The organism is Nocardia concava NBRC 100430, assembly GCF_000308815.1.
Classification (GTDB): Bacteria; Actinomycetota; Actinomycetes; order Mycobacteriales; family Mycobacteriaceae; genus Nocardia; species Nocardia concava.
Genome location: NZ_BAFX01000122.1, coordinates 15228 through 41934 on the forward strand (window position 1 = coordinate 15228; position 26707 = coordinate 41934).

24 protein-coding genes are annotated in these 26707 nt (G+C 68.2%); 12 read left to right on the plus strand and 12 right to left on the minus strand.

From position 1 onward, the window contains the following. Nucleotide 1 precedes the first annotated feature (1 nt). Together ON43_RS28385 and ON43_RS28390 are read right to left on the minus strand one after the other, a co-directional pair. Nucleotides 2-2725, minus strand: coding sequence for a helix-turn-helix transcriptional regulator (locus ON43_RS28385; RefSeq protein ID WP_040812398.1), 2724 nt, complete (start codon nucleotides 2723-2725; stop codon nucleotides 2-4). Then, nucleotides 2722-3468, minus strand: a complete 747-nt coding sequence (locus tag ON43_RS28390; protein ID WP_040812400.1) for a TetR/AcrR family transcriptional regulator — start codon at nucleotides 3466-3468, stop codon at nucleotides 2722-2724. Before ON43_RS28390 ends, ON43_RS28385 begins: the two co-directional genes overlap by 4 nt. A gap of 232 nt (nucleotides 3469-3700) precedes the next feature. On the opposite strand from ON43_RS28390, the gene ON43_RS28395 reads away from it, so the two are divergent. Continuing rightward, nucleotides 3701-5860, plus strand: coding sequence for an MMPL family transporter (locus ON43_RS28395; protein WP_083913795.1), 2160 nt, complete (start codon nucleotides 3701-3703; stop codon nucleotides 5858-5860). Between the two features lie 66 nt (nucleotides 5861-5926). Here ON43_RS28395 and ON43_RS42855 read toward each other — a convergent pair whose 3' ends face one another. After that, nucleotides 5927-7753 (minus strand): serine/threonine-protein kinase, encoded by a 1827-nt coding sequence (locus tag ON43_RS42855; RefSeq protein ID WP_051179381.1) that lies wholly within the window; start codon nucleotides 7751-7753, stop codon nucleotides 5927-5929. 118 nt (nucleotides 7754-7871) lie between these two features. Here ON43_RS42855 and ON43_RS45085 point away from each other — a divergent pair, with 118 nt between their 5' ends. After that, nucleotides 7872-8564, plus strand: coding sequence for a hypothetical protein (locus ON43_RS45085; RefSeq protein WP_040812402.1), 693 nt, complete (start codon nucleotides 7872-7874; stop codon nucleotides 8562-8564). A gap of 65 nt (nucleotides 8565-8629) precedes the next feature. After that, nucleotides 8630-9085, plus strand: a complete 456-nt coding sequence (locus ON43_RS45090) for a VOC family protein (protein WP_051179382.1) — start codon at nucleotides 8630-8632, stop codon at nucleotides 9083-9085. A 28-nt stretch (nucleotides 9086-9113) separates the two neighbouring features. On the opposite strand, the gene ON43_RS28415 is transcribed toward ON43_RS45090, so the two are convergent. The 3 genes from ON43_RS28415 to mca all read right to left on the minus strand — a co-directional run bounded on the left by ON43_RS28415 (nucleotide 9114) and on the right by mca (nucleotide 11330). Next, nucleotides 9114-10013 (minus strand): alpha/beta hydrolase, encoded by a 900-nt coding sequence (locus tag ON43_RS28415; protein ID WP_040812404.1) that lies wholly within the window; start codon nucleotides 10011-10013, stop codon nucleotides 9114-9116. Between the two features lie 124 nt (nucleotides 10014-10137). Then, a complete protein-coding gene (locus ON43_RS28420) occupies nucleotides 10138-10452 on the minus strand; it encodes a hypothetical protein (RefSeq protein WP_040812406.1) in 315 nt (104 codons plus the stop codon). Continuing rightward, entirely contained in the window at nucleotides 10449-11330 is an 882-nt protein-coding gene (mca, locus tag ON43_RS28425) for a mycothiol conjugate amidase Mca (protein WP_051179383.1), read from the minus strand. The genes ON43_RS28420 and mca overlap by 4 nt, the downstream gene beginning before the upstream one ends. Nucleotides 11331-11561: 231 nt before the next feature. Between mca and ON43_RS28430 the strand changes: the two genes are divergently transcribed. Further along, a complete protein-coding gene (locus tag ON43_RS28430) occupies nucleotides 11562-11978 on the plus strand; it encodes a DUF4307 domain-containing protein (protein WP_040812410.1) in 417 nt (138 codons plus the stop codon). A 244-nt stretch (nucleotides 11979-12222) separates the two neighbouring features. Then, nucleotides 12223-12714 carry a transcription elongation factor GreA gene (greA, locus tag ON43_RS28435; RefSeq protein ID WP_040812412.1) on the plus strand — a complete coding sequence of 164 codons (492 nt, stop codon included), beginning with the start codon at nucleotides 12223-12225 and terminating at the stop codon, nucleotides 12712-12714. A gap of 194 nt (nucleotides 12715-12908) precedes the next feature. Here the strand turns inward: greA and ON43_RS28440 are convergent, their stop codons facing one another. Further along, the gene (locus ON43_RS28440; RefSeq protein WP_040812414.1) at nucleotides 12909-14054 is read right to left on the minus strand and encodes a cystathionine gamma-synthase; all 1146 of its coding nucleotides are present in this window, start codon (nucleotides 14052-14054) and stop codon (nucleotides 12909-12911) included. A gap of 68 nt (nucleotides 14055-14122) precedes the next feature. Here ON43_RS28440 and ON43_RS28445 point away from each other — a divergent pair, with 68 nt between their 5' ends. Both ON43_RS28445 and ON43_RS28450 read left to right on the plus strand, forming a co-directional pair. Then, entirely contained in the window at nucleotides 14123-15298 is a 1176-nt protein-coding gene (locus ON43_RS28445) for an acyl-CoA dehydrogenase family protein (protein WP_040812416.1), read from the plus strand. 73 nt (nucleotides 15299-15371) lie between these two features. Continuing rightward, entirely contained in the window at nucleotides 15372-15716 is a 345-nt protein-coding gene (locus ON43_RS28450; protein WP_040812418.1) for a DUF6401 family natural product biosynthesis protein, read from the plus strand. Between the two features lie 142 nt (nucleotides 15717-15858). Here ON43_RS28450 and ON43_RS28455 read toward each other — a convergent pair whose 3' ends face one another. Beyond that, complete coding sequence (locus ON43_RS28455) at nucleotides 15859-16869, minus strand: mechanosensitive ion channel family protein (RefSeq protein WP_083913798.1); 1011 nt, start codon at nucleotides 16867-16869, stop codon at nucleotides 15859-15861. Nucleotides 16870-17107: 238 nt separating this feature from the next. Beyond that, nucleotides 17108-17722, minus strand: coding sequence for a transglycosylase SLT domain-containing protein (locus tag ON43_RS28460; protein ID WP_040812445.1), 615 nt, complete (start codon nucleotides 17720-17722; stop codon nucleotides 17108-17110). Between the two features lie 630 nt (nucleotides 17723-18352). Between ON43_RS28460 and ON43_RS28465 the strand changes: the two genes are divergently transcribed. The 3 genes from ON43_RS28465 to ON43_RS28475 all read left to right on the plus strand — a co-directional run bounded on the left by ON43_RS28465 (nucleotide 18353) and on the right by ON43_RS28475 (nucleotide 20991). Further along, complete coding sequence (locus ON43_RS28465; RefSeq protein ID WP_040812446.1) at nucleotides 18353-19885, plus strand: HD domain-containing phosphohydrolase; 1533 nt, start codon at nucleotides 18353-18355, stop codon at nucleotides 19883-19885. Nucleotides 19886-19976: 91 nt separating this feature from the next. Continuing rightward, nucleotides 19977-20411, plus strand: a complete 435-nt coding sequence (locus ON43_RS28470; protein ID WP_040812420.1) for a nuclear transport factor 2 family protein — start codon at nucleotides 19977-19979, stop codon at nucleotides 20409-20411. A gap of 19 nt (nucleotides 20412-20430) precedes the next feature. Next, nucleotides 20431-20991: a DUF6529 family protein gene (locus ON43_RS28475; RefSeq protein WP_051179385.1), complete on the plus strand. Its 561-nt coding sequence runs from the start codon at nucleotides 20431-20433 to the stop codon at nucleotides 20989-20991. On the opposite strand, the gene ON43_RS28480 is transcribed toward ON43_RS28475, so the two are convergent. Both ON43_RS28480 and ON43_RS28485 read right to left on the minus strand, forming a co-directional pair. Then, nucleotides 20921-22054 (minus strand): AbrB family transcriptional regulator, encoded by a 1134-nt coding sequence (locus ON43_RS28480; RefSeq protein WP_051179386.1) that lies wholly within the window; start codon nucleotides 22052-22054, stop codon nucleotides 20921-20923. The genes ON43_RS28475 and ON43_RS28480 overlap by 71 nt on opposite strands. A 73-nt stretch (nucleotides 22055-22127) precedes the next feature. Further along, nucleotides 22128-23516, minus strand: a complete 1389-nt coding sequence (locus ON43_RS28485) for a cystathionine beta-synthase (protein ID WP_040812423.1) — start codon at nucleotides 23514-23516, stop codon at nucleotides 22128-22130. Nucleotides 23517-23597: 81 nt separating this feature from the next. Here ON43_RS28485 and ON43_RS28490 point away from each other — a divergent pair, with 81 nt between their 5' ends. Further along, a complete protein-coding gene (locus ON43_RS28490; RefSeq protein WP_040812425.1) occupies nucleotides 23598-24062 on the plus strand; it encodes a hypothetical protein in 465 nt (154 codons plus the stop codon). 184 nt (nucleotides 24063-24246) lie between these two features. After that, complete coding sequence (locus ON43_RS28495) at nucleotides 24247-25464, plus strand: acetyl-CoA C-acetyltransferase (RefSeq protein WP_040812426.1); 1218 nt, start codon at nucleotides 24247-24249, stop codon at nucleotides 25462-25464. 318 nt (nucleotides 25465-25782) lie between these two features. Here ON43_RS28495 and ON43_RS28500 read toward each other — a convergent pair. After that, nucleotides 25783-26707, minus strand: a 925-nt coding sequence (locus ON43_RS28500) for an MFS transporter (RefSeq protein WP_157514222.1), incomplete at its 5' end; no start/stop codon positions are given.

Below are 26707 nucleotides of genomic sequence, written 5' to 3' on the forward strand. Positions count from 1 at the left end.
GTCAGGCCAGGCCGAGGCGGGCCAGTTCCACGCGGCTGGTGACGCCAAGTTTGGGGAAGGCCCGGTAAAGATGATGGCCAACGGTTTTGGGGCTGAGGAACAAGCGGGCGGCGATCTCCTTGTTGGTGGCACCGGCGGCGGCGAGGCGGACCACCTGCAGCTCCTGCGGAGTCAGGGCGGAGGTCAGGTCGGTAACCGCTGCCGGGGTGGCGCCCTCGCCGGTGGCTCGGAGTTCGGTGCGGGCGCGGTCGGCCCAGATGGTGGCGCCCAGGCGGTCGAAAGTTTCGACGGCGCGGCGGAGTTGGACACGGGCGTCGGCGCGACGGCGTTCGCGGCGGAGCCATTCGCCATAGAGCAGGGTGGTGCGGGCGTGGTCGTACCAGAGATTGTCCGCCGCTTGGAGTTTCAGGGCGCGCTCGTAGGCGTCGCCGTCGCCTTCCAGGGCCGCCCGGCTGCGGAGCAGGATGGCCTCGGCGAAGGGGGCATCCAGATCCCTTGCCCAGTCCTCGATTTCGGCCATGGCGGGTGCGGCGCGTTCAGGGCTGCGCAGGCGTACGGCGGCCTCGACCAGGTCGCGGAGCAGGTGAAGCCATTGGCCGCGCACGCGGTCCGGGGTCCGGTGCAGGGTTTCCAGGCGGTCCAGGGCCGTCTCGTATCGGCCCAGACCGAGATCCAGCAGGCCGAGCACCCATTCGCAATGTGTGACGTCGATGAAGTTGAAATCGACTGCTGCCGAGCGCATTCCACGCTCGGCCAGTTCGCGGCAGCGCTGTTCGTCGCCGCGGATGGCCGCGAGCAGGGCCAGCAGCGCCTCGGCGTGGGCGACGCGGCTCTGCTGATCGATGTCTCGGGCAATGCGCAGACCCTCGTTCAGCGCCGCCTCCGCCTCGCGCAACCGGCCCAGCATGAGCTCGGCATTGCCGAGAAACACGGTGACGGCCGGAAACCAGCCGATCATGCCGCGCGCCCGCAGTTCCTCCGCCATCCGGAAGGTGATGTCACGGGCGTCGGCGGTGTCGCCGATGAGCATGGCCTGGGCCGCCAGCGCCAGCAGCAGCGACGGCTCGTCCGCGGTCATCGCGCGGCTGATCGCCACATTCGCGCGGATCATCCGGATGCCGTCCACGCGATTGCCCGCGACCAGTGAGAACGGGCCGTCCAAGGCACTTTTCAGCGGCGCTCGCGCGGCATCGGGCAGGCGTAGTTCGTCGAGCCGGTCCCGCGATCGGCGCGCTCCGCAGAGATCTCCCTGGGTGAACGATGCCCGCGTCGCCTGGATCAGCATGATCGCGGCCTGTTCGGGCGCGGTCTCCGCGGCCTCGGCGGCGGCCTGCGTCCACAGGTCACGGGCACGGCCCAGCGCACCGTCGTCGTACGCGATGAGGGCGCGGGCGGCATCGAGCCGGGCCCGGCACGTCGGCGCCAAGGGCAGCCGGTCGGCGGCCTGACCCAGCTTCAGCGCCCGGTCGGTGCGGCCCGCCTCGGCGGCCCATTCGGCGGCCAGCACCAGCCGCGCACCACGCCGATCCAGATCCGGGGTGAGCTGCGCCGCGCGCTCCATCGCCGCGGAGGCGGCCGAATACCCGGCCCGCTCCCGAGCGTGCTCGGCCGCGGATTCCAGTGCGGCAGCGGTTGTTTCGTCGGGCCCGGTGGCGATGGCGGCGAGATGCCATGCGCGGCGATCAGGTTCGTCACGCAGCGCCGCACCGAGCGCGGCATGGGCGGCGCGCCGCTGTGTGAAACCGGCGCTGTGATAGGCGGCGGCTCGCTGCAGCGGGTGCCGGAAGCGGACACCGCACTGATCGATGACCACCATCCCGGCCGATTCCGCCTGTGCCAGCGCCGATTCGGTGAGATCCAGCTCGGTCAGCGTTCGCAGCACCAGACCGAGATCACCGGTCTCCTCCGCGGCCACCACCAGCAGCGCGGTCCGCACGGCCTCGGGCAGCTCGGCGATCCGCCGTTCGTATCCGGCCCGCAGGCGGTCCGGCAGCGGCAGCGGTCCGACGGCCAGCACATCCGGCGCCATGCGCGGAAGTTCCTTCAGCGCCAGGGGATTTCCCATGGCCTCGGCGAGCACCCGTTCCAGCGCTTCGGTTTCCAGCTCCGGCCAGTGCTCGCGCAGCAATCCGCGCGCGGCCTCATCGGACAATGGCGCCGGATGCAGGGCGCACACGCCGGGCACCGGGAACTCGGGCCGGGCCGCGAACAGCAGCACGATGCCCTCCTCCCCGAGCCTGCGGGCGGCGAAGCAGAGGGCGTCGGCCGTCGCCTTGTCCAGCCACTGCGCGTCGTCGATCAGGCACAGTACCGGCCCGGCCGCGGACAACTCGGACAGCAGCGAGAGCGTGGCCAGCCCGACCTGGAAGCGATCGATCGGCGTTGCCGGGGGCGACAATTGGATGGCGGCGCACAGGGCGGCGGCCTGGGTCTCGGGCAGCGTATCGATGGGCAGCTTCGCCAGACCCCCGGGCGCGGAACCGAGCAGGCACTGCAAGCCGGCGAACAGCAACTCCGATTCGGTCTCCACCCCGATGCACCGCAGGATCTGCCAGGATTCGCCCACCGCGGCGGCGGCGTGGTCGAGCAGCGCGGTCTTGCCCTCGCCCGGCTGGCCGATCACCGCGGCTGTCCCGCTGCGACCGGCCTCGGCATTGCGCAGCAGGGTGTCGATCCGATCCAGTTCCCGCTCACGCCCGTACAGGCTGGTGACCCGCTCGCTCATGCGTCGGCCTCGCTCGCCGCGCTATGTCGGAACCGCAGCGTCAGGCCGTCGAGGACGCGCTCGAGCCCGTAGCGGAACTTGGCCTCCCGACCGGCGCGCACATCGGTCTCGCCCCGCGCCACGATCGCCGCCGCCACCCGGGGATGCGAGGCCACCGCGCGTTCCAGCACCGGCAGCAGCTGCTCGACGCACTCCTGCTCGGATTTGCCGCCCTGCTCGACCTTGGCCAGCCACGCCGCCTCCGCGAAGGACATCCCGACCACATAGCCGAGCACCGTCGCGATGGCGGTGTCGACCTCGTCCGCCGGATAGTCCACGGCGTCGAAGACCCGCATCAGACTCTCGTTGAGCCGCAGCACATTCGGGCCCAGGTAGTGCAGGCCCACACCCGGCATCACGCCCGCGATCCACCGATGCCGCAGCACCATGGTGCGCACGCTCTCCGCGCATTCGATAACGGTGGCGCGAAAGTGGCCCGGCGCGTCGCATGCCGGGACGTCGATTTCGCCGAAGACGTGATCGACCGCCAGCTCCAGCAATTCCTCGCGATTGGCGACGTGCCGGTAGACCGAGGTCGCGCCCGCCCGTAGCCGCACGCCGAGGGCGCGCATGGTCAGCGCCTCCAGCCCCTCGTCGTCCATGAGCGAGATCGCCTCGGCCACAATGCGCTCGACGGTCAGGCCGGGACGCTCACGACGCGGCGGGCGAGCCCACACCGTGGAAACCGCTGGTACTTCCGACATTCCGCTGTTCCTCCCCCTGCCGAGCCGACCTCACCCAAGGTAGCGCACACCGTTCACAGTTGCGAACAGCGTGCGCATTCGCTCGGCGCCGCCGGGCCCGAGCCGGTGTCAGCGGCGTATCAGCCCGGTGTCAGCGCGGCTGGCGACAGTAGCTCCCGTAACGACCTCAGCGACTCCAGCGTCCGGGTTGCCGCGGCTACCGCGACCGGCCAGTAGGAAAGGAAAGCCCCCAATGTTCGCTCTACTCGGGCGCATTGCCGTCAACCACCCGTGGAAGGTGATAGCCCTCTGGCTGATCGCCACCATCGCGGTGGTCGGCCTGGCGCCGAAACTCACCCCCACCACCGACCAATCCGCCTTCCTGCCTTCACATTACGAATCCGTGCAGGCGATGGAGCTGCAGCAGCAGGCCTTCCCGGATGATTCGACGCCGGCGGCCCTGATCGTGGCCGAGCGCGCCGACGGCGCCCCGCTCACCGCCAGCGACTCGGCCGCCATCACCGCCGCCGCGAGCGACCTGACCAGCTTGAACGTCAAGGGCGTCACCGGGATTCAGGTCACTCCCCCGTCGGAGAACCACCTGATCCAGGTCATCGCGGTGCAGATGACCAAGGTGACCGATCCCAGCGACAAGCTCCAGTCCGACGCGGTGAAAGCGCTGCGCGACGAACTGAAGAAGAAGGTCGACGGGACCGATCTGAAGGCCGGCATCACCGGCATCGCGGCCCAGACGCTGGACCAGACCGAATCCGCCGAGAAGGGCATGGCCATCATCGGCATCGCCACGGTGGTGCTGATCCTGGTGCTGCTGCTGATCATCTTCCGCAGCCCGGTCATCGCGCTGCTGCCGATCATCACCATCGGCGCGGTCTCCAGCATGGTCGGCGGCCTGATCGCCATGGTCGCCAAGTCCTTCGACCTGAAGGTGGACAGCTCGGTCAGCTCGCTGCTGACGGTCGTATTGTTCGGTGTCGGAACCGATTACATCCTGTTCCTGATGTTCCGCTACCGGGAGCGCCTGCGCGCCGGTGAGGATCCCAAGACCGCCATGATCAGCGCGGTCACCCGCGTCGGCGAGGCCATCGCCTCCGCCGCGGGTGCGGTCATCATCGCCTTCATGGCGCTGACGCTGTCCACCCTGGGCATGTTCCGGGCGCTGGGCCCGGCCCTCGCGATCGCCGTCGCGGTGACCGCCCTGGCGGGACTGACCCTGGTTCCGGCCATCGTCTCCAAGCTGGGCACCAAGGTGTTCTGGCCCTCCAAGGCCTGGAAGCGGGAGCCCAAGGGCTTCCTGTTCGCCGCCCTCGGCCGCGGTCTCGGCAAGCGGCCCGGCGTGTTCGCCGTCGCCTCCGGCGCGATCCTGGTGGCCCTGAGCGTCGCCGGTCTCGGCTTCCACCCGACCTTCGACATGAGCTCCGGCTCCACCACCGATACCGCCGAATCCTCGGTCTACAGCAAGGAACTGCTCAAGGGCATGCCCGCCGGCGCGACCCAGCCGTCGCTGGTCTACCTGCGCTCGGACGCCCCGGTCGGCCAGGCGCAGCTCGACACCTTCCGCAAGGCGCTGGCCGCCACGCCGGGTGTGGGTCAGGTCGCGGATCCGCGGCTGTCCAAGGGTGGCGAGGTCGCCGAATTCCAGGTGACGCTGACCGCTCAGCCGGAATCCGACGCGGCCCTCGACACGGTCCGCGGCCCGCTGCGCGAGGTGGCACACGCGTCGGCCCCGTCCGGAACCGTTGCCTACGTGGGCGGTCTGACCTCGGTCTTCGTCGACTTCAAGGCCGCCATGGAGCACGACTACAAGGTGGTCTTCCCGGTCGCCGCCCTGCTCATCGCCGTGGTGCTGGCGCTGCTGCTGCGCAGCGTGGTCGCACCCTGGTACCTGATGGCCTCGGTCGGACTCGGCTTCGCGGCCACCCTCGGCGCGGCGGTGCTGGTCTTCCAGAAGGCGCAGGGCAATTCGGGCCTGATCTTCTCGCTGCCGGTGATCATGTACATGTTCGTGGTGGCCCTGGGCACCGACTACAACATCCTCATGGTGGCCCGGCTGCGCGAGGAATCCAAGCAGGGCAACGATCCTCGCACCGCGGCGGCGCTGAGCCTGCGCCACACCGGCCCGACCATCGCGGCCGCCGGCGTCATCCTGGCGGGCACCTTCGCCTCGATGATGCTCGCGGGCAGCACCGTGATGTCGCAGATGGGCTTCGCCATCTCGGTGGGCATCGCCATCTCGGCCTTCGTCATGGCGATGTTCTTCACCCCGGCGATCACCGCCCTGCTGGGCCGCGCCGCCTGGTGGCCGGGCCGCACCGGCCGCAAGAAGAATGACAAGTACGCCCAGTGGTACGACGAATCCGACTGGCGTACAACGGAGCACACCTACAGCCGGTAGAGCGCACCTATAACCGGCAGGTGATCGACGAACCCGGGCGCGGCGATGAGGCCGCGCCCGGGTTCGTCAGTGTCTGGACTTGGCCAGCGCGACACCGTTGACCACGATCAAGCCGAGCAGGCTGACCGCGAACAGGATCGCCGGGACAGTGGCGGAATTGCCGCCCGCGGGCACCCCGGTGTCATCGAGATTCTGTCCCTGGGAATAGAGGAAGAAACAGATGGCCACGCCGCCGAGCGCCCAGCCCACGGTGAGCGAACGAAAGACATTGTGCGGGCGCAGGAATGCCGCGAGGGCCGGGAGCGCCGCCAGGACCGCGGCCGAGGTGATCATCCAGGTGTAGTCGTGGCGCAGGAAGTGCCATACGTCCCCGCCGGGCAGTTGAACGCGGCTCAGGACCGCGCACCCGAAGAGCGAAAGCACCAGGGTCGCAATCGAAGACGCGTCGCGCGGCAGCTGGAATCCGATGTCGTGGGAGTCGCCGAGCATGAGCGCGGTGGCCGCGACGACGCCCGCGACCACCAGGGCCCCGGCGCCGAGGGCGACCATCCCCTGACCGGACGCGCCGCGTATCGCATCCCCGACCAGCGCGTAGCTGTCATGGGTCCACAGGTGGTCGAGGCGCAGCAGCACGACGGTGACCCACGCCCCCGCCACAGCCGCGCCGAGGATGAGCGTGGCGCTGACCTCGCGGGGTAACCCCGGGAACAACACCCGCAGTCCCGCCGTCGATCCCGTGATCCAGGCGGCCGCCGCCAGGCATATCACGAAGTAATGTCCCTGGTAGATGGCGTAATCCACGTCCTGGTCGGCCTCGTTGTATCGAATGAACGGCGCCATCAGACCGGCCGTGAGCAGCACCGATCCGATGACCGCCAGCAATCCGGCCAGCAGCGTGACGAAATCCATGACCCGCTCGCGCAATCCGCGACCGTCGGGGGCCGGTTTCACCCGCGCCGCCCGCACCCGGGGCGGGTGTGCCGAGCGAATCGTCGTTTCCGAGTGGATATTCCGCGGCGATCCGGCACCGGCCGATAGCGGCGGGGCGTCGAGCGCGGCCCGCGCGGCCGCCGCGAACGTGGTGCAGTCGGGGTAGCGGTCCTCGGGGTCCTTGGCCATGGCCGTCGCGATAACCTCGTCCAATCCCGCCGGCAGATCCGGCCACAGTTCCGAGGGCCGCGGCGGCGGCGCGGTGAGATGGGCCGAGATGACGGCGGCCTGATCCGAACGCGCGAACGGCACCCTGCCCGTGAGGATCTCGAAGAACGCGCAGCCCAGCGAGTAGATGTCGGCCCGATGGTCGGCGGGCGTCTCCCCGAAACGCTCGGGCGCGGCATAGGCGACGGTCGCGGTGGTGCCGGTGAGGGTCAGCGTGTCGTCGAAGGCCCGCGCGATCCCGAAATCGGTGAGCACCGCGCGACCGGTCTCCCGATCCGACAGGTCCACCAGGATGTTCGCCGGTTTCACATCGCGATGCACGACGCCCTGTCGGTGCGCGTAGTCCAGCGCGCTGCCCGCGTCCTCGATCAATCGCACCGCGTCCGCCGCGGCCAGCCGCCCGCCCGCCCGTTCCATCAGCGCAGTGACATCGCCGCCATTGATGTATCGCATGCAGAGCCAAGGGATTTGGTCCTCCGGCGCGCTGCGGTCGTAGATCGGGACGATATCGGGATGCTCGAGCCGCGCCGCCAGCGCGGCCTCCCGATCGAATCGCGCCCGCCCCTTCGAGTCCAGCGGCATCGCCGAACCGATGGCCATGCCGCCGAATACCTTCAACGCGACATCCCGATCCAGGCGCGGATGCCGGGCCAGGTACACCACCCCCATACCGCCCGCCCCGAGGACGCGCTCGATCCTGAATCCAGCGAAATCCGCCCCGGGATCGAGTCGCATCGCCGATGCCCCTGTCACTTCGTGTCCGTCCAGCCGAATTCCCGTATACCAGCAGACCATTCGCAACGCCAGTGCACCGGCCCGCGCGGCCGTCCACGGCGGCGCGCATGATTGACCCATGCTTCCCACCGACCACCTGGATCGGGCGGACCGCCGTCCCGCCGTGATCGATACGCCCCTCGGCATCGTGGGGTTCTCGGTCGCGCTCGGCGACGAGGTGCTGCCCAGTGCGCCGGATACCGTGTGGCGCTTGCCGAACGGCCCGCAGCTGCACCGCTGGAAGCGTCGCGCGGCGACGGTCGATCTGCTGATCGGCAGGATCGAGCTGCCGGCCTGGGACGGCGGCGCCCCGGTCCCGATGTGGGCGGGCATCTGGCAGGTGACGGCACACACCGCGGTGCCCGGGCTGACGGTCGGGGCCGAACTGACCGATCTGCCCGCCGGCGCGCGCGGCGGCCCCGACTCCGGCGAATGCCTGGCCGCGGTCAGCGTCGAGAACGAGCACTTCATGGTGTCGATCGGCGGCGCGGACACCGAACTGCTGGCCATGCAGGCCGCCGACGGCCGCCTGCTGCCCGCCGACTGGGCCGATGTGCTGCCCGCAGACGGCGACGACGCCCACACCGAATACGGTGTGCGCTACCGCGATCCGGCCGCGATCGCCTGGCAACTGCCCGGGCTGGCCACCGGGGAGATCGCCCGCCTGTGCGTGGCGACCGCCTGGTGCCCGCGCGACGACGACCGCCCCGCCGCCTGGTTCGCGGTCGACATCCCGCTCGACACCGCCTACCTGCACCTCACCGGACACTGATTCCCGCCCGGGGAGGGGTTCGCGCTGTAGCCTGCCACCACGACGCACCCCACCAGGAGGCACCCATGCGCATCCGCCACGTCAAACTGCCGGTCACCGATCTGGCGCGCAGTGTCGCCTTCTACTGCGATCTGCTGGATCTGCGGCTCGCCGGGGAATTCCGGGAGCAGGGCGAACTGCGCGGCGCGCAACTCATGCATCCGTCCGGATTCGGGATCGCGGTGCGCGAGCGCGAATACTGCGCCGGGCAGCCGGATTTCGGGGGCTTCGACGTGTTCGCGCTGGAGGTGGAATCGGTGGACGAGCTGCACGCCTTCGCCGCCCGCGCCGACGAGCTGGAGTACACGCGCAGCGAGGTGTTCGACCGCGGTGAGTACGGGGCGGCGCTCGACATCATCGACCCGGACAACACCGTCGTCCGGCTGCTGGCCAACAACCCGTTCCACGCCGATCGCTTCCTCGGCGTGGACACCGACGGCAAGGGTGGCTTCACCCTCTACGACACCCCGACACTCGGCTGAGTCCCGAGCGAGGTGCTCGTACAAGCCCTCAGCCGAGGTGCTTGCGCAGGAAGGCCCCGATCTCCTCGGTGGCCGCGGCGGCCTCGGGGGTATCGCGCATCAGCGGATAGGCGTGCGGCAGTCCTTCACCGACATTCAGCGCCACATCGACCCCCGCGGCCTGCGCGGCCACCGCGAAGCGCTCCGAATCGCTGAGGATCAGCTCGGCGGTCCCGACCTGGATCAGCTGCGGCGGCAGCCCGGTGAGCTCGCCGAAAAGCGGTGAGGCAGCGGGATTCCGAGGATCGGCGCCGTCCAGATATCCGGCGTAGATGCCCCTGAGCATGTCCGGAGTGAAGATCACGTCCTGCCCGTCGCGCTCGGTCACGGAAGCGCCGGAAGCGGTCACATCCAGCACCGGGGACACCAGCACCGCCGCCGCTGGCAGTTCCGCACCCGCGTCGCGCAGCTCCAGCTGCAGCGCCGTGATCAGGTTGCCGCCCGCCGAATCACCGGCCAGGGCAATCGAACTCGCGGGCACGCCCTGCTCCTCGCGCAGCCACCGCCACAGCGCCCGGACATCCTCCAACGCCGCCGGGAACGGATGTTCGGGAACCAGTCGGTACTCCGGGAACAGCACCCGCACCCCGGCGGCTCGGCCCAGCCGTGCCGCCAGTTCGCCGTGGCTGGCCAGGGATCCGATCGAGAAGCCGCCGCCGTGCACGTAGACGAGCACGCGATCCTCCGCCACGCCCGGCGCGTCCACCCAGTAGGCGGGCACGCCCGCGTCCGAAACCTCGCTCACCCGAACATCTTCGGGAATGTCGTAGCGCTTGCCCGCGGGCAGGAAATTCGCCCGCAGCTCCTCGATCGACGGCCTGGTAGCGGGCCGGGCCGCCCGCTGCTGAACGAACAGCTCGATGAACTCCTGCATCTCCGGGCTCGGCATGACGATTCCTTTTCCGCTCGTTTCGTTCTCATGCTCGGCAACTTCGCGCGGCAGGCATTTGTTCCACCCCCGGAAACGGCACGACCCCGGTCATGGTGACCGGGGTCGTGGAATGCCCAGGGAGTCAGGCGGTGCCGTTGGTGGCTTCCGGTTTGGACTCGCTGCGCGGCTCGGCCGCGTCGTCATCCTCTCTAGCGGCCACACCGTGCTCTTCCAGTGCCACACCGGGCTCGGTGCCCTCGTCCGCCTCCTGATCCGGTTCCGGATGCTCCGGGGAGAACTCGGCGGGCAGGTTCTTGATGTGCTTGTTCATATTGCGAACCAGCAGGATGGTGCCCGCCAACAGCACCAGCACGATGACCAGACCCAGCGGCGAGGCCTTGCCGAATTCGGGTCCGGTGGGCGAATTGGAGCCCTGGGCGAGCAGCATCAACGTCATCGGTCGCTGTCCTCGGTGTCTACGTCATCGATCCCCGCGAACAGGTCGGTCTCCGGAATCGCGGTCTTGACCCGGGTCTTGGCCAGCTCGAACTCCTCGGTCGGCCACAGCCGCTGCTGCATCTCCGTCGGCACCGCGAAGAACGCGCCATTGGGGTCGATCTGGGTGGCGTGGGCGCGCAGGGCGTCATCACGCTGCGGGAAGTACTTGGCGCACTCGACCTGGGTGGTGACCCGGCCCATGATGTCGCCGCGCTCGGCGGCGTACTTGCGCATGCGATCCATCCACTCCTGCATGGGGAACGGTTCGCCGATGCGCTCGTACTCGTCGGCGAAGACCTCGAGGCGGGTCAGGCTGAAGCCGTGGTTGTAGTACAGCTTCAGCGGCTGCCACGGCGCGCCGGCCTCCGGGAACTTGTCCGGATCGCCCGCGGCCTCGAAGGCCGCGACCGAAACCTTGTGGCACATGATGTGATCGGGGTGCGGGTAGCCGCCCATCTCGTCATAGGTGGTCATCACGTGCGGCCGGAACTCGCGCACCACGCGCACCAGCGCCTCGGTCGCCTCCTCGAGCGGGACCAGCGCGAAGCTGCCCTCGGGCAGCGGCGGCAGCGGATCCCCTTCGGGCAGACCGGAATCCACGAATCCGAGCCAGGTCTGACGCACGCCCAGCGCCTCGGCGGCGGCGGCCATCTCCTCGCGGCGGACCTCGCTGATGCGGTCCTTGATGCCGGGGGTGTCCATGGCGGGATTCAGGATGTCGCCGCGTTCGCCGCCGGTGAGGGTGACGACCAGCACGTCATTGCCTTCCGCGGCGTAGCGGGCGGTGGTCGCCGCGCCCTTGCTGGATTCGTCGTCCGGATGCGCGTGCACCGCCATGAGGCGAAGACCACTCACTTCTCGTTCACCTCACCGATCACGTTTTTCACCTCGTAGCTATTCAGCTGCATCGAACATGGCACGTGCAGGGGCCCTACGTGGTTACGCAAGCTGCCTCCTCCGGACCCTGACTGCCCGTGCCAGGTCCAGGCACGGGCGTCAGATATGCATTCCCTATAGTTCCATCCGATCGTTGTTTGTTCCGACCTACCCCCCGGGAGCGTCCCCGATATGAGTGAAAGACCGGCCGACCGGTACGGGATCGCGCCTCGGAAGAACCGCCGCTGGCTGCCGTACGCGCTCGGAGCGGTCGTTCTGCTCGCCGGTCTCGGCGTCGCCTACATGGGGTATCGGACCTACGGCCCGCAGGCCATCGAACCGGAACGCCTCGGCTACGCGATCGTCGACGACTCCACCGTGAGCGTGGATTTCAAGGTGACGCGCAAGGATCCGGGCACCCCCGTCGTCTGCTTCGTGCGCGCCATGGACGGCGACACCGACGAGGTCGGCCGCCGTGAGGTTCTGGTCCCCGGCTCCGACGCCGGCACCGTCCGCGTGGTGACCGAGTTCAAGACCACCCGCCGGGCCGGCGCGGCCAATGTATACGGATGTACCGAAAAGGTGCCGGCGTATCTGCGTGCCGGGTGAAAAGTCCGGTACACGACCCGCTTTGACGCTTCTACCTGCGCCTTTCCGAATCGTGCTAAAATGACGCGATACACGGTTCCGGAGTTCGGAGCCGTGTTTGCTGCATTGACGGCCGGCGCTGTCGGGACTCTCCCCAGGGATCGCTCTGGCTGTCCACTGCTGTCGTGCCCGTCTTCGGATGGCCACGGTAGCGGGCATCAGGGAATCCCGGCTTGCCGGGGACAACTACTAGGGAGTGATCGAGATGACTGAGACCGTGACTTGGCTGACCCCGGAGTCGCACGAGAGGCTCACGAGCGAACTCGGCGCGCTCATCGCCAACCGTCCCGTCATCGCGGCCGAAATCAATGAGCGCCGTGAAGAGGGCGACCTCAAGGAAAACGGCGGTTACCACGCGGCACGTGAAGAGCAGGGCCAGCAGGAGGCGCGCATCCGCCAGCTGCAGGAACTGCTGAACAACGCCAAGGTCGGCGTCGCGCCCACCAAGTCCGGTGTCGCCCTGCCCGGCTCGGTCGTCAAGGTCTACTACGACGGCGACGAATCCGACACCGAAACCTTCCTCATCGCCACCCGCGAAGAGGGCCTCGGCAGCGCCGACCTCGAGACCTACTCCCCCAACTCCCCGTTGGGCGGCGCGCTCATCAACGCCAAGGTCGGCGAGACCCGCGAATACCAGCTGCCGAATGGCAACGTCATGAAGGTGACGCTGGTGTCGGCGGAGCCGTACCACAGCTAACCCGCCTCCCCGCGCCTTTAGCGGGCGGCAGAGAGCCGTAAACGGTCCCACACCCGTGCCGGCGGTTGGGAGCCGAACCGATTCTGGTCGTACCCGGTGAGTTACCCGGAACCTTGCGAAATCAGTTGTCGCGTTCCGAGAAACGACGAAGCGCCGCACCAATTCCTTGGTGCGGCGCTTCGCGTTTCAGCTGGTCAGACCAGTGCCCGCTCGATATCCGCGAGCAGGTCGCTGATGTCCTCGATGCCGACCGAGAGGCGGACCAGGTCGGCGGGGACCTCGAGGGCGGAGCCCGCGGTGGAGGCGTGCGTCATGGCGCCCGGGTGCTCGATGAGCGATTCCACGCCGCCGAGGGATTCGGCCAGGGTGAAGATCTTGGTCTTCGAGCAGAAGTCCAGCGCCGCTTCCTTGCCGCCGTGGACGCGGACCGAGATCATGCCGCCGAAGCGTCGCATCTGCTTCTGGGCGACGGTGTGGCCCGGGTGCTCGGGCAGGCCCGGGTAGATGACCTGCGCGATCTTCGGGTGGTTGGCGAGGAACTCGGCGATGGTCTCGGCATTGTCGCAGTGCCGATCCATGCGCAGGGCCAGCGTCTTGATGCCGCGCATGGTGAGGAAGGCATCCGTCGGACCGGGGACCGCGCCCGCACCGTTCTGCAGGAACGCGAACTTGGTGTCCAGCTCCTGGTCATTGGTGATGAGCGCGCCGCCCACCACGTCGGAGTGCCCGCCCAGGTACTTGGTGGTCGAGTGCAGCACGATGTCCGCGCCCAGCAGCAGCGGCTGCTGCAGGTAGGGCGAGGCGAAGGTGTTGTCCACCACCAGCTTCGCGCCACCGGCGTGCGCCACCTCGGCCAGCGCCGCGATATCGCCGATGTTCAGCAGCGGATTGGTCGGCGTCTCGACCCACACCAGCTTGGTGTTCGGCCGCATGGCCGCCGCCACCGCGTCCACATCCGAGACGGGCGCGACCGAGTACTCGATCCCCCACTGGGTGAACACCTTGTCGATGAGCCGGAACGTGCCGCCGTAGGCGTCGTTCGGAATCACCATGTGATCGCCCGGCCGCAGGTTCGCGCGAATCGCACAGTCGGTGGCCGCCATACCCGAGGCGAAAGCCCGCCCGTAGGTGCCGGATTCGAGCGCCGCGAGATTCGCCTCCAGCGCGGTCCGCGTCGGATTCCCGGTCCGCGCGTACTCGTAACCCCCGCGCATCCCGCCGACCCCATCCTGGGCAAAGGTCGAACTCGCATAGATCGGCACGTTCACCGCACCGGTCTGAGGGTCCGGATCGAACCCGGCGTGCACCGCCCGTGTGGAGAAACCCAGCTGATCGCTCATGCGAACAGCCTAGGGACACCTCCGCGACGTCCCCTCCCCGGGGTTTGCGGCAGAGCTATGGTGGGCCAATGGTCACCGTAGACGAGCTCTTCGCCATCGACTCCCTGCTCAATGAAGAGGAGCGCGCGATCCGGGACACCGTGCGCGCGTTCGCCGGGGAACGGTTGCGGCCGCATGTGGCGGAGTGGTTCGAGGCGGGCACGTTCCCGGCGCGGGAATTGGCGCCGGAGCTGGGAAAGCTCGGGCTGTTGGGGATGCACCTCGAGGGGTACGGGTGTGCGGGGACGTCGGCTACCGCGTACGGGCTGGCGTGTTTGGAGCTCGAAGCGGTGGATTCGGGTGTGCGGAGCATGGTTTCGGTGCAGGGGTCGCTGGCGATGACGGCCATTCACAAGTACGGGTCGGAGGAGCAGAAGCTGCGGTGGCTGCCAGAGATGGCGGCCGGGCGGGTGATCGGGTGCTTCGGGTTGACCGAGCCGGACTTCGGGTCGAATCCGGGCGGGATGCGGACCCGGGCGCGGCGGGACGGGGACGACTGGGTGCTCGACGGGTCGAAGATGTGGATCACCAACGGGTCCGTGGCGGATGTGGCGATCGTGTGGGCGCAGTCGCGGGAGGGTGAACGGGATGTGATCCGTGGATTCGTGGTGCCCACGGACACACCGGGATTCAGCGCGCGGGAGATGAAGCACAAGCTCTCGCTGCGGGCCTCGATCACCGCGGAACTGTCCCTGGACGGCGTGCGGCTGCCCGCCGACGCCCAGCTGCCGGAGGCGCGCGGCCTCGCCGCCCCGCTGGGTTGTCTGTCCGAGGCGCGCTTCGGCATCATCTTCGGCGCACTCGGCGCGGCCCGCGATTGCCTTTCCGCCGCAATCGATTACGCCCGCACCCGCGAGGTCTTCGACAAGCCGCTGGCGGCCTACCAGCTCACCCAGGCCAAGCTGGCCGACATGGCGCTGGAACTCGGCAAGGGCCAGCTGCTGGCGCTGCACCTGGGCCGGCTGAAGGACCGCCACGAGATCAGCAACGAACAGATCAGCGCGGGGAAGCTCAACAGCACCCGCGAGGCAATCAAGATCGCCCGCGAGTGCCGGACCATCCTGGGCGCGAACGGAATCACCCTCGAGTACCCGGTATTGCGGCACGCCAACAATCTGGAATCGGTCCTGACCTACGAGGGCACCGCGGAGGTCCACCAGCTGGTCCTCGGCGAGGCCCTCACAGGGTCGAAAGCCTTCCGCTGACCAGCACTTCCGACAATTGCGTGATATGTCACAGCGGATCCGCCGGGCACCGGTCGATTGTTAGCATCACCGGGTGTTTGTGCCCGGCTCCGCGTTGCTCGTCGTCTCAGCGCGCAAGACCCTGAACCGCCTGCAGCGCACCCACGGAGCCCCCGCCGCGGAAGCCGCGGCGATCTTCCCCGGCGTCAGCGCGGCAATCGACCAGCACGCCGCCGCCATCCGCGACATCCTCGACATGGGCGTGGAGAACTCCAGCCAGGTCCCCACCAGCGTCCTGCTGGCCGGCTACGCCCGAGGCATCCTCGAAGACCTCCGAGACGCCGAAGCAGACTTCCCCATGTCCCTCCTCGACTGGCAAGACGCCGACTGGCTCCACCTCCGCCTGGCCGCCATCTGCGCCCTCTCCCGCCCCGCCTGAAACAAGATCAGGGAGCCCTCACTGCACGAATTCGGACAGAATTCAGCACTGACAACTCCCTGATCTTGAAACAGCCTTGGGGACGAATCCCCAAGGCTGTCTTGTCTCTCTTTATCCAGGCACGCCGCATACACCAGCGGCTCTAGATCATCCCGCCCTGGTTACCCGAGTCCCGCTCACCGGTCCACGGCCCCTGACCCTCGGGCCGCGAAGGGTGCTGGCCGGGAGGCATCGGCTGCTGAGGCATCTGCCCCTGCTGCGGCATCTGCCCGTACCCACCCTGCTGCCCGTATCCCGGTGCCCCATAACCCATCTGCCCCTCCGGCTCCCGCCACTTCCCCGGAGGCATCTGACCCTGCCCGGCCATCATCGGCTGCCCCATCCCAGCCCGCTGCGCCATCATGGCTTCCTGCGCCTGCCGCTGCCGAGCCGCATCCTCCCGAGCCCGCTGATAAGCCTGCGCATGCCCCTTCACCTCAGGCATCTCCCCCTCGATGGCATCCAGCCACCCTTCCCACCGCTGCTGCATCGGCCGGACCAGCCCACCACCGAACCCGACAATGAGCACACCCGCGATAGTCGCCAAAACAGTGATGAGAATCGGCATGGTCACCGAGGTCCCCACCCCGATCTGATTCAACGCCGCGATAATCCCGATCCCCCAGATGAACACGGCCGCAACACGTCCCAGCATCCGGCCGTATTCCAGCCCGCTCAACATGTTCGAGACCATGTCCTGCACCACCCGCGCGATCGCGCCCGCGACGCACACGATGACGATCCCCACCGCCAGCCGAGGCAGCCAAGCCACGATCCCGTTCAGCATGGTGGACACCGGATTAGGCCCGAACACCCCGAACCCGAGCTGCAGCGTGATCAACAGAATCGCGTAATACGCCAGCTTCGAGATGATCCCGGTCGCGTCATACCGCCCCCGCGCCAGCATCTCCTTGATGCCGCCGCGCTCGACGAGCCGATCGAAGCCGACCCGGTTCAGGATCCGCGTCACCAGCCGGGCCACCACCTTGGCCACAAACCAGCCGATGAGCAGAATCACCAGGAATCCCACGAACTTCGGCACCCAGGTCGCGACGGAACTCCACGCGTCCGAGAGCCCCTTCTGGATATCGATAGCCAATACCGAGGTGTACATACCCCTGCCCTTCGCTATCTGTCCCGGCCGGGTGCCGGAAACTGCCCCAAGGGGTCGTTATACGCCTAGTTGATCTTCGAATCCGACTGTTTGCGAAAGTGTTGCCAAATCGGATGCTCCAGATTTGCCGCAGATATGAAAAGCGGCGATGGCCCACCCCTCATCAGGCAGGCCATCGCCGTCATACATCAAGCGGCTTCGTCGGCGCTCGCGTTACTCGGTACGCAACCGAGAGTCCTCAGTACGCGCTCGAGACGTTGTCCATCGAGCCGTACCGGTGGGCCGCGTAGTTGCAGGCGGCCACGATGTTGGCGACCGGATCCCAGATATCGGTCGAGGTGCCGTCCACGTGGTAGGCGTTGAAGGTCGGGTCGATCACCTGGAGCAGGCCCTTGGACGGGATGCCCATGGCCGCGTTCGAGTCGTACAGGTTGATCGCCTGCGGGTTGCCACTGGATTCGCGCAGGATGTTGCGCAGAATGCCGTCGTAGCTGCCCGGGATGCCCTTCTGGGACATGATGTCCAGCGCCTGCCGGATCCAGCCGTCGAGGTTGTTCTCGTAGACCGGGGCCGGAGCCGGCGCGGGCATAGGAGCCGGGGCCGGGGCCGCAGCGGCCGGAGCGGGAGCCGGGGCGGGCTGCTCGTTGGCCGGAGCGGCCTTCACACCCGGGACGGCAGGCGCGGCGGCGGCCAGGGTGGCCTGCAGCGAGACCGGCTTGACGTCGTCGCCGTTGGCGGAGCCGGCGGCGGTGATGATGGAGCCGAAGACCCCGAGGGCGAGGGCGGCGGCGCCGGCCGTACGCGCGGCGGCTACCACCTTGCTACGTCTAGCAGGGTCACTGAGAGCAGTCATAACATTCGTGGGCATGGCGAATTTGGATTCCTGTTCGGTTTCGGGCTCGCGGGCCTGAAGAAGGCAGCGCATTACCACGCGGGCGTCTCACGACGCTCGCCTGCGCACTGCGGGCTGTTGTGGTTGCTGTTGTGAAACCCGTTACGGGTCAATGGAATTGGCGTACTCCATGGAGAGCAGCGGAGACGTTCACGGCCTCCCGGCCGTCGAGCCTCATCACACCGAGGTGGTGTCTACGTTCCGCATATGTGTTCACATCTCCTTGCGCCATCCAGACTTGTGGTCTGTTTCCGACAAGGTCACAGCTTGATTGCGCATTGTTAACACAGTCTGAACCAAAGATGAACGAACGGTGAACTGACCCGTGTGGCAACTCCGGGACCTGCATTAATACAAGCGCTGACCTGGTCATTCAATTCGAAACACAAAGTGTTTCAGATCACAGAGAAATTTAGCCCCAAGATCGCGATATACGTTTATTTGCCCGATTTCCGCACGATTCATCGGCGTTTCGCATTCCATAAGTAACGGTCCAGCAAATCACATTTGTTAACTCAAATCACATTCGTCACATTTGTCACGCGGAGTAAAGACCTGCGGTGTAACGAACCCCGGATTAGGGTGCTGACCATGGCATCTATCCGGGTCACCGAGGTTTTGGCGGCCCTCTCGCTCACCACCGACCTGGCCACCGGAATGCCATTCGAGAAAGGCCTGGCGGTGTGCCTGGTGGCCGATTCGGTCGCCGCCCGCCTCGGCCTGGACGAGACCGACCGCCGGGTGGTCTTCCACGCCGCCCTGCTCGGCGCGGTGGGCTGCACCAGCCGGGCCTCGGAGAACGCCGACGCCTACGTCGACGACATCGCCTTCCAGCGGGCCTTCCACACCCTCGACCCGGGCGATCCGGGCGTCTTCGCCGCCCAGCTGAACACCTTCGGGGATTGGGCGCCCGGCAGCCAGGTCGCGCTGGCCCGCCGCTATGCCACCGAATCGCCCGCGGGCGCGCCGTTCGCGGTCCGGTCGGTGTGCGAGGTCAGCCGGGCGCTGGGCCCGCGGCTGGGGCTGCCCGAGGCGGCCGTACGGGCACTCACCGAGGTCAAGGAGCGCTGGGACGGGCTGGGCGCCCCGGATCGGCTGTCCGGCGACCAGCTCTCGTTGCCGGGCCGGATCCTGCATCTGGCCGAGCAGGCCGTGCTCGCCTTCCGCGGCCGCGATCGCGGCGCCAGCCTGGCCGAGCTGCGCCGCCGCGCGGGCGGGCATCTGGATCCCGATCTGGTCGCGGTCTTCGCCTCGGATCCGGACGCCGTGTGGGGCGTGCTGGAACAACCCGATCTGCTGGCCGCCGTGGTGAGCGCGGAACCCGGGCTGCCCACCGTGATCCGGCCCGAGGACCGCGACCACCTGTGCCGGGCGCTGGCCGTCGTCGTCGACCTGAAAGGCCGCTACCTGCTTGGACATTCGGCGCACGTGGCCGAATTATCCGATGCGGCAGGCGAACTCGCCGGGCTGTCGGCGACCGACCGGGCGAACCTGCGCGCGGCCGCGCTATTACACGATATCGGCCGCGCCGCGGTGTCCAGCTCGATCTGGGATCACCCGGGTCCGGTCGGCCCCGGCGACTGGGAACGCATTCGGCTGCACAGCTATTGGACCGAGCGCGTACTGCGCCGCTGCCCCAGCCTCACCGATCTGGCCGAGGTCGCCGCGGGCCATCACGAACGACTCGACGGCACCGGATACCACCGCGGCGTCCGCGTGCACGACCTGTCCCCCGCCGCGCGACTGCTCGCCGCCGCGGACGTCTTCGCCGCCATGACCGAGGAGCGCCCGCACCGGCCCGCGCACAAGCCCAGCGAGGCCGCCGCCCAGCTGTCCGCCGAGGCCGCGGCGGGCCGCCTGGACCGCGACGCCTGCGCGGCCGTGGTGGAGGCCGCCGGACTGCGCCCGCCGCGCACCGAATACCCGTGCGGCCTCACCGAACGCGAGGTCGACGTCCTGCGCCTGGCCGCACGCGGCCTGTCCAACCGCCAGATCGCGGCGGAGCTCGTGGTCTCCGAACGCACCGTCGGCCACCACCTGGCCCACATCTACGACAAGTGCGGCTACCGCACCCGCGCCGGGGCGGCGGTCTTCGCCATGGAGAACGGCCTGCTGCCGGGTTAGCGGGATAGGTCGATCGACCGATGTGAGCGGGGTGCGCCCGGACCGAACATGGTCGCACCCACTTCGGTTGTAACCCCAGGGAGTATCTCCAATGTCCCCTTCCGCCAACACCACTCACGCCGAGACTGTCGGCGCGCTCTACCGCGCCTTCGAGACCGGCGATATCCCCTTCATCCTCGATCAGCTCGCCGACGACGTGTCCTGGGACGCCGATTGGCCCGCCAATACCGCCCAGGCCGCCGGGGTTCCGCAGTTGCAGCCGCGGCGCGGACCCCGCGAGGTCGCCGACTTCTTCACGCTGTTGTCGGAGTGGAAGTTCCAGGAATTCGCGGTGCGCGACGTGATCGGCTCCACCGGCCAGGTGGTGGCCGAGATCGACCTGGATGTGGTGCTGCCCAACGGCAGTCGCATCGTCGATCAGAACCTGCACCTGTGGAGCTTCGACGACGCGGGCCGGGTGACCCGGCTGCGGACCTACGGCGACACCGCCAAGCTGATCGCCGCGCACACGGGCGGTACCCCGTGATGACCTGAACAGAGTCGAGATGTCCTTGCTGACAGACGTTCTCACCGTCTCACGGCGCCATCTGATCGCGGTGCCGGTGCTGCTCACCGGCGCCGCGGTCGCGGTGGCGCTGGGCCTGGCGGGCACCCACTTCTGGCCCGGCACCCAGCCCCTGCCCACCTGGGGCTTCTCCGCGCCACAGATCTTCAAGGCCTATCTGAGCAGTGCGGTGCTGGTGTTGATCATCGGCCAATTGCTCACGGCCGTATGGATCTACCGCTTCCGGGCACCGCGACCGGTGCGCGTCTTCCACCGCCTGTCCGGCGCCCTGGCCTTCCTGCTCAGCCTGCCGGTGGCCTTCTACTGCCTCTACAGTTTCGGCTTCCAATTCGGCACCGGCGTGACACGGCGGGTCATGGCGCATTCGGTCGCGGGCATCGTCTTCTACGGGGCCTTCGCCTCGAAAATGCTTACGCTGCGATTGAAACGGGCGCCCGGCTGGCTGTTGCCGCTGCTCGGGTCCGCCGTGTTCACAAGCTTCGTGCTGGCGTGGACGCTGGCGGCGTTCTGGTGGTTTCGTACCGTCGGATTCGCGAGATGAGCAGCGGCAGCAGGGCCATCATGACCAGCAGGCGGATGGTTTGGACGCTGGTGATGAGGGGCAGGTTGGCGTTCATCTTGTCGGCGGTCGCCAGGACGGCGTTGATGCCGCCCGGGGTGGTGGCCAGGTACAGGTCCGACAGCTCCAGGTCCACCAGGTAGGCCAGCCCGAACGCGAGTGCGGCGACGATCGCGGACAGTCCCAGCATGGCGGCGGTCATGGCCGGGATCATGCGGGCCATCTCCTTCACCACCTCGCGGGTGAAGCGGGTGCCGACCTCGAATCCGATGAGCACGAACAGCAGATCCTTGAACAGGTGCGTCGGCGCGTAGCCGTGGCTGACGCCGAGTGCGGTCACCACCGCGGCGAGCAGCATCGGCCCGAGCAGCGCGGCATTGGGCAGCCGCAGCCACCGGCCGACGCGAATTCCGATGAGGCACAGGACAATCGCGATCGACAGTCCGGCCAGCTGATCGCCGCGCCCGACGATCATCCAGTACGGCAGTGAGGGATCGGTGACCGAACCGCCGAGAGTGGCCGGGCCGTAGGCGATTCCCTCCTCCTTGTCGAGCAGGGCGGCGACCGCGGGCGCGCTCACCGCGACCAGCGCCACCCGCAAGTACTGCATGAACGCGACCCGCCGCGGATCGGCGTCGAGCTCATCGGCCGCCGCGACCACCGCTGCGGCGCCGCCGGCCAGCATCCCCAGCGTCGCCGTCGGCAACTCGACCTTGGTGGCCCGCGCGAAAACCATTGCGATGCCGACACTCACGACCACCGTGGCCGCGGTGACCGCGAGCACCGGCAGCAGACTCCATCCGATCGAGGTCAGCAGCGACACCTGCAGATAGCTCCCCATCAGCACACCGAGCATGCCCTGCACGCCCAGATTCACCTCACGCGGCAGCGGCGCGGGCAGCCGCCCGGCCAAGGCCAGGCCCGCGCCCACCACGATGGCGAGAATCATCTGCGGCGCGGGAAATCCGATCCGATCCAGCACTGCCGCGCCCAGCAGCACGGCGGCCGACAGTGCGACCCAGGCGACCAGCTGTCTCGGCTTCATACGAGCCGATCATGCTCGACCCTCGTGAACAGCCAGTAACAGCGCAGTTATCCGACCGGATCGCCGCTGTGATCTACGCCAGCGAGCCCGTGCTCAAGTGGCCCAGCAGGTCGTGACGGGTGATGACGCCGACCGGCTTGCCGTCCTCGACGACCATGAGCGCGTCGGTGGATCCCAGCAACTTGGTGGCGGCCGAGACCGGCTCGCCCGCGCCGATGAGCGGGAAGGCCGGGCTCATGTGCTTGGAGACCGGATCGGTGAGCTTGGCGCGGCCCTCGAAGACGGCCGAGAGCAGATCGCGCTCGTTGACCGAACCGGCGACCTCGCCCGCCATCACCGGCGGCTCCGCGCCGACGACCGGCATCTGCGAGACGCCGTACTCGTGCAGGATCTCGATGGCGTCGCGCAGGGTCTCCTGCGGGTGGGTGTGCACCAGATCCGGCAGCTCACCGGACTTGCCGCGCAACACCTCTCCGACGTGGACCTCGTCGGTCTTGCCGTCCAGGCGCGAACGCAGGAAGCCGTAGGAGCTCATCCACTGGTCGTTGAAGATCTTCGACAGGTAGCCGCGACCGCCGTCGGGCAGCAGCACCACGACCACGGCGTCCGGATCGCGCTCGGCGACCTTGAGCGCGGCGACCACGGCCATACCGCAGGAGCCGCCGACCAGCAGGCCCTCCTCGCGGGCCAGGCGGCGGGTCATCTCGAAGGAGTCCGCGTCGGAGACGGCGATGATCTCGTCCGGGATGGCCGGGTCGTAGGCCGAGGGCCAGAAGTCCTCGCCGACACCCTCGACCAGGTACGGGCGGCCGGTGCCGCCGGAGTAGACCGAGCCCTCCGGATCCGCGCCGATGATCTTGACCTTGCCGCCGGAAACTTCCTTGAGGTAGCGGCCGGTGCCGGTGATGGTGCCGCCGGTGCCGACGCCCGCCACGAAGTGGGTGATCTTGCCCTCGGTGTCGCGCCAGATCTCGGGACCGGTGGTCTCGTAATGCGATTCGGGGCCGCCCGGGTTGGAGTACTGGTTCGGCTTCCACGCACCCGGGATCTCGCGCACCAGGCGGTCGGAGACGTTGTAGTAGCTGTCCGGATCCTCCGGCGCGACCGCGGTCGGGCAGACCACGACCTCGGCGCCGTAGGCGCGCAGCACGTTCCGCTTGTCCTCGCTGACCTTGTCCGGGCAGACGAACACGCACTTGTAGCCGCGCTGCTGCGCGACCAGGGCGAGGCCCACACCGGTATTGCCGGAGGTCGGTTCGACGATCGTGCCGCCGGGCTTCAGCAGCCCTTCCTGCTCTGCGGCGTCGATCATCTTGACGGCGATGCGGTCCTTCGAGCTGCCGCCCGGATTGAGGTACTCGACCTTCGCCGCCACCAGTCCCGAGTTCGGACCCACCACGGAGTTCAACCGAACGAGCGGGGTGTTTCCGATCAGATCGACGACATGGTTAGCGATGCGCATACCCCTCATCGTTGCAGAAAGGTGACACGCGCCCGCGCGCACGTCTGACATATCACGATTGCCGGAAATTACCATCGGCCCATGAGGATGCCGCCGAGCTTGCCCGCCGCCTCCCTACTACTCCCCCTCACCACCGCGACCATGATCGTCGCCGCCGCGCCCGCGCACGCCGCGACCGTCGAATTTCCGCAGGTCCCGAGCATGTACCACGATGCCGCGCTGTGTGGCGGCAATATTCGGTCCTGGGCCGACACCGACCCGAAGTGGCCGGGGCGGGCCATCATCAACGTCCAGGCGCTACCGGTCGGCGGCTTCGATCCGGGCGAGTACAGCTTCGCCCCGATGTGCGAGAGCGTGGCCACCGTCGCCTGGCGGAACATGAACACCGGTGCCGCGGGCGAACTTCGAGTTCCGATCCTGGCGGGGTTCTACGGCAGCGAGCACTACGCGCTGTTCCAGGACACCGGGCCGGGCCACATCGTGGTCACCGTCTACACGGACATGCCGAACATCCCGGCGCAGAGCGCCTTCGACGTACCTGGCTGAGTTGCCTCGCTTCTCTTTTCTGCCCAGTTCGTGCCCCGCTGCGGCACGCAGCGGGGCACGAGAGCCGCGAGAGTGAGCGATATCCCACAGCTCATTGGTTGGGATTCCGGCATACCGGATGTTCGTCACGCCACAGGCCCGTCGTAAATTCGAAGAGGATCACCCCAGCAAAAAAGGAGTCCTCATGGCTGAGGCCGTCATCGTTTCGTACGCCCGCTCGCCCATCGGCCGCGCTGGCAAGGGTTCTCTGGTGAGCATGCGCCCGGACGACCTGGCCGCGCAGATGGTGCAGGCCGCCCTGGACAAGGTGCCGGGCCTCGCCGTGAGCGATGTCAACGACCTGCTGCTCGGCTGCGGCCAGCCCGCCGGTGAGGGCGGCTTCAATATGGCTCGCGCCGTTGCCGTTCAGCTCGGCTACGACTACCTGCCCGGCGTCACCGTCAACCGGTACTGCTCCTCGTCGCTGATGACCACCCGCATGGCGTTCCACGCCATCAAGGCGGGCGAGGGCGACGTGTTCATCTCCGCCGGTGTGGAGACCGTCTCGCGCTTCCCGAAGGGCACCGCCGATGGCTGGCCCGACACCCACAACCCGCTGTACGCCGAGGCCGAGGCCCGCACCAAGGCCACCGCCGAGTCCAACGCCACCTGGACCGACCCGCGCGAGAACGACATCCTCCCGGACGTCTACATCGCCATGGGCCAGACCGCGGAGAACGTCGCCACCTACACCGGCATCTCCCGCGAGGACCAGGACCGCTGGGGCGTGCGCTCGCAGAACCGCGCGGAGGAGGCCATCAAGTCCGGCTTCTTCGAGCGTGAGATCACCCCGGTGACCCTGCCCGACGGCACCATCGTCACCACCGACGACGGCCCGCGCGCCGGCACCACCTACGAGAAGATCTCGCAGCTGAAGCCGGTCTTCCGTCCCGACGGCACCATCACCGCCGGTAACGCCTGTCCGCTGAACGACGGTGCGGCGGCGCTGGTCGTCATGTCCGACACCAAGGCTCGCGAGCTGGGCCTGACCCCGCTGGCCCGCATCGTGGCCACCGGCGTCTCGGGCCTGTCGCCGGAGATCATGGGCCTCGGCCCGATCCAGGCCGTCCGCAACACCCTGAAGAACGCGGGCATGACCATCGACGATCTCGACCTGTACGAGATCAACGAGGCCTTCGCCGTGCAGGTGCTGGGTTCCGCCCGTGAGCTGAACATGGACGAGGACAAGCTGAACGTCTCCGGCGGCGCGATCGCCCTCGGCCACCCCTTCGGCATGACCGGCGCCCGCATCACCGCGACGCTGATCAACAACCTCCAGACCCACGACAAGCAGTTCGGCCTGGAGACCATGTGCGTCGGCGGCGGCCAGGGCATGGCGATGATCATCGAGCGCCTCAGCTGACGCGCGAGATTTCCGCGGCGAAGCCACGAAAGTGATTGGGCCGCCCGACCTTAACGGTCGGGCGGCCCAAATCGTCTGGGGAAGGTGGGGGTTACCCCCAAGCCCCCAGCGGGGGCAAGCCCCCGCACCCCCCAAGGTCGGAGCCAGCCCACACTCCCAGGGGTCGGTGCCAACCCACGTCCCCAGGGGTGCCAGCTCACGCCCCAGGGCGGAGCCAGCCCACGTCCCCGGGGGAGCCAAACGTCCGCGTCCCCAGTCGGAGCCAGACTCTGTATCCACATGCGTCAAGGTCGGAGCTGACGAGGTGACTAGAGGTAACTATCGGACCACGGCGGGCGAGATTGCCCATGCGACCGTGGCGATGACGGCTAGGGCACTGCCGCCGAGGATGAAGCCGAGGGCGGGGGCGGAGGCTATCAAGGCGGGAATGATTGCCATGCCCGCAGTTCCGGCCGCGCGCATGACGGTGTTGTTGACGGTGAGCAGACGCAGCCGTACGGCCTGGGGATGGGTTGCGAATTGGGTGCCCAGGGTGATCGCGATGAGCGGTGTGATGAGCCCGGACAAGGCCGCGAACAGCAGAACCAGCGGCAGGGTGTGAGACGCGCCGGTCGCGATCAGCGCGAGACCGGCTGCGGCCCAGGACAGGCAGAAGCGCCGGAGAAAGACCGGAGTGGGCCGAATTCTGGCGGTGATGAGGTTGCCCGCGAGTCCGGCCGCGCCCGTTGTGGTGAGCACCCAGCCGTAAGCCGAAGGGCCCGCGCCGATCTGGTGCACCAGGAGCAGGGGCAGGCCGATCGCTGGTAGCGCGTTCAGGAAAAGCCCCGCGGCGTGAACAACGAAAGCGACTCCGAGAGCGGGCTGTTCGCGCAAAAGTACGCGCGCCGACGCCGGTGGGGTCGACGGTTGCGAGGTCGCCCTCGCAGGTTGGCGCGTAGAGGTGACGACGGTCAGGTACAGCAATGCGGCCACCGAGATCGCGAATGTCATTGCGTCCACGATGAACAGCGTCGGTACCGGCACCGCCAGGAGCAGGACACCAGCGAGCGCCGGACCTGCGATGCGGGCGATGCGGCCGTTGAGATCCATGGCCGCAACCAGGGCGGGGCGCTCGGTCTCGTCGACCAGATCGGGTACCAACGCGCCGAGGGCGGGATCGAACATCGCGGCCAGGGCACCGAGCAGTGCGGCGATGGCGAGCATGGCCGCGGTTCCGCCGAGCGTCCACAGCAGCGGCATCGCG

Excerpts from the sequence above, each read along its gene's own strand:
- ON43_RS28385 (WP_040812398.1), bottom strand. The coding sequence starts at position 2,725 with ATGAGCGAGCGGGTCACCAGCCTGTACGGGCGTGAGCGGGAACTGGAT.
- ON43_RS28390 (WP_040812400.1), bottom strand. The coding sequence starts at position 3,468 with ATGTCGGAAGTACCAGCGGTTTCCACGGTGTGGGCTCGCCCGCCGCGT.
- ON43_RS28395 (WP_083913795.1), top strand. The coding sequence starts at position 3,701 with ATGTTCGCTCTACTCGGGCGCATTGCCGTCAACCACCCGTGGAAGGTG.
- ON43_RS42855 (WP_051179381.1), bottom strand. The coding sequence starts at position 7,753 with ATGCGACTCGATCCCGGGGCGGATTTCGCTGGATTCAGGATCGAGCGC.
- ON43_RS45085 (WP_040812402.1), top strand. The coding sequence starts at position 7,872 with ATGCTTCCCACCGACCACCTGGATCGGGCGGACCGCCGTCCCGCCGTG.
- ON43_RS45090 (WP_051179382.1), top strand. The coding sequence starts at position 8,630 with ATGCGCATCCGCCACGTCAAACTGCCGGTCACCGATCTGGCGCGCAGT.
- ON43_RS28415 (WP_040812404.1), bottom strand. The coding sequence starts at position 10,013 with ATGCCGAGCCCGGAGATGCAGGAGTTCATCGAGCTGTTCGTTCAGCAG.
- ON43_RS28420 (WP_040812406.1), bottom strand. The coding sequence starts at position 10,452 with ATGACGTTGATGCTGCTCGCCCAGGGCTCCAATTCGCCCACCGGACCC.
- mca (WP_051179383.1), bottom strand. The coding sequence starts at position 11,330 with ATGGCGGTGCACGCGCATCCGGACGACGAATCCAGCAAGGGCGCGGCG.
- ON43_RS28430 (WP_040812410.1), top strand. The coding sequence starts at position 11,562 with ATGAGTGAAAGACCGGCCGACCGGTACGGGATCGCGCCTCGGAAGAAC.
- greA (WP_040812412.1), top strand. The coding sequence starts at position 12,223 with ATGACTGAGACCGTGACTTGGCTGACCCCGGAGTCGCACGAGAGGCTC.
- ON43_RS28440 (WP_040812414.1), bottom strand. The coding sequence starts at position 14,054 with ATGAGCGATCAGCTGGGTTTCTCCACACGGGCGGTGCACGCCGGGTTC.
- ON43_RS28445 (WP_040812416.1), top strand. The coding sequence starts at position 14,123 with ATGGTCACCGTAGACGAGCTCTTCGCCATCGACTCCCTGCTCAATGAA.
- ON43_RS28455 (WP_083913798.1), bottom strand. The coding sequence starts at position 16,869 with ATGTACACCTCGGTATTGGCTATCGATATCCAGAAGGGGCTCTCGGAC.
- ON43_RS28460 (WP_040812445.1), bottom strand. The coding sequence starts at position 17,722 with ATGACTGCTCTCAGTGACCCTGCTAGACGTAGCAAGGTGGTAGCCGCC.
- ON43_RS28465 (WP_040812446.1), top strand. The coding sequence starts at position 18,353 with ATGGCATCTATCCGGGTCACCGAGGTTTTGGCGGCCCTCTCGCTCACC.
- ON43_RS28470 (WP_040812420.1), top strand. The coding sequence starts at position 19,977 with ATGTCCCCTTCCGCCAACACCACTCACGCCGAGACTGTCGGCGCGCTC.
- ON43_RS28475 (WP_051179385.1), top strand. The coding sequence starts at position 20,431 with ATGTCCTTGCTGACAGACGTTCTCACCGTCTCACGGCGCCATCTGATC.
- ON43_RS28480 (WP_051179386.1), bottom strand. The coding sequence starts at position 22,054 with ATGAAGCCGAGACAGCTGGTCGCCTGGGTCGCACTGTCGGCCGCCGTG.
- ON43_RS28485 (WP_040812423.1), bottom strand. The coding sequence starts at position 23,516 with ATGCGCATCGCTAACCATGTCGTCGATCTGATCGGAAACACCCCGCTC.
- ON43_RS28490 (WP_040812425.1), top strand. The coding sequence starts at position 23,598 with ATGAGGATGCCGCCGAGCTTGCCCGCCGCCTCCCTACTACTCCCCCTC.
- ON43_RS28495 (WP_040812426.1), top strand. The coding sequence starts at position 24,247 with ATGGCTGAGGCCGTCATCGTTTCGTACGCCCGCTCGCCCATCGGCCGC.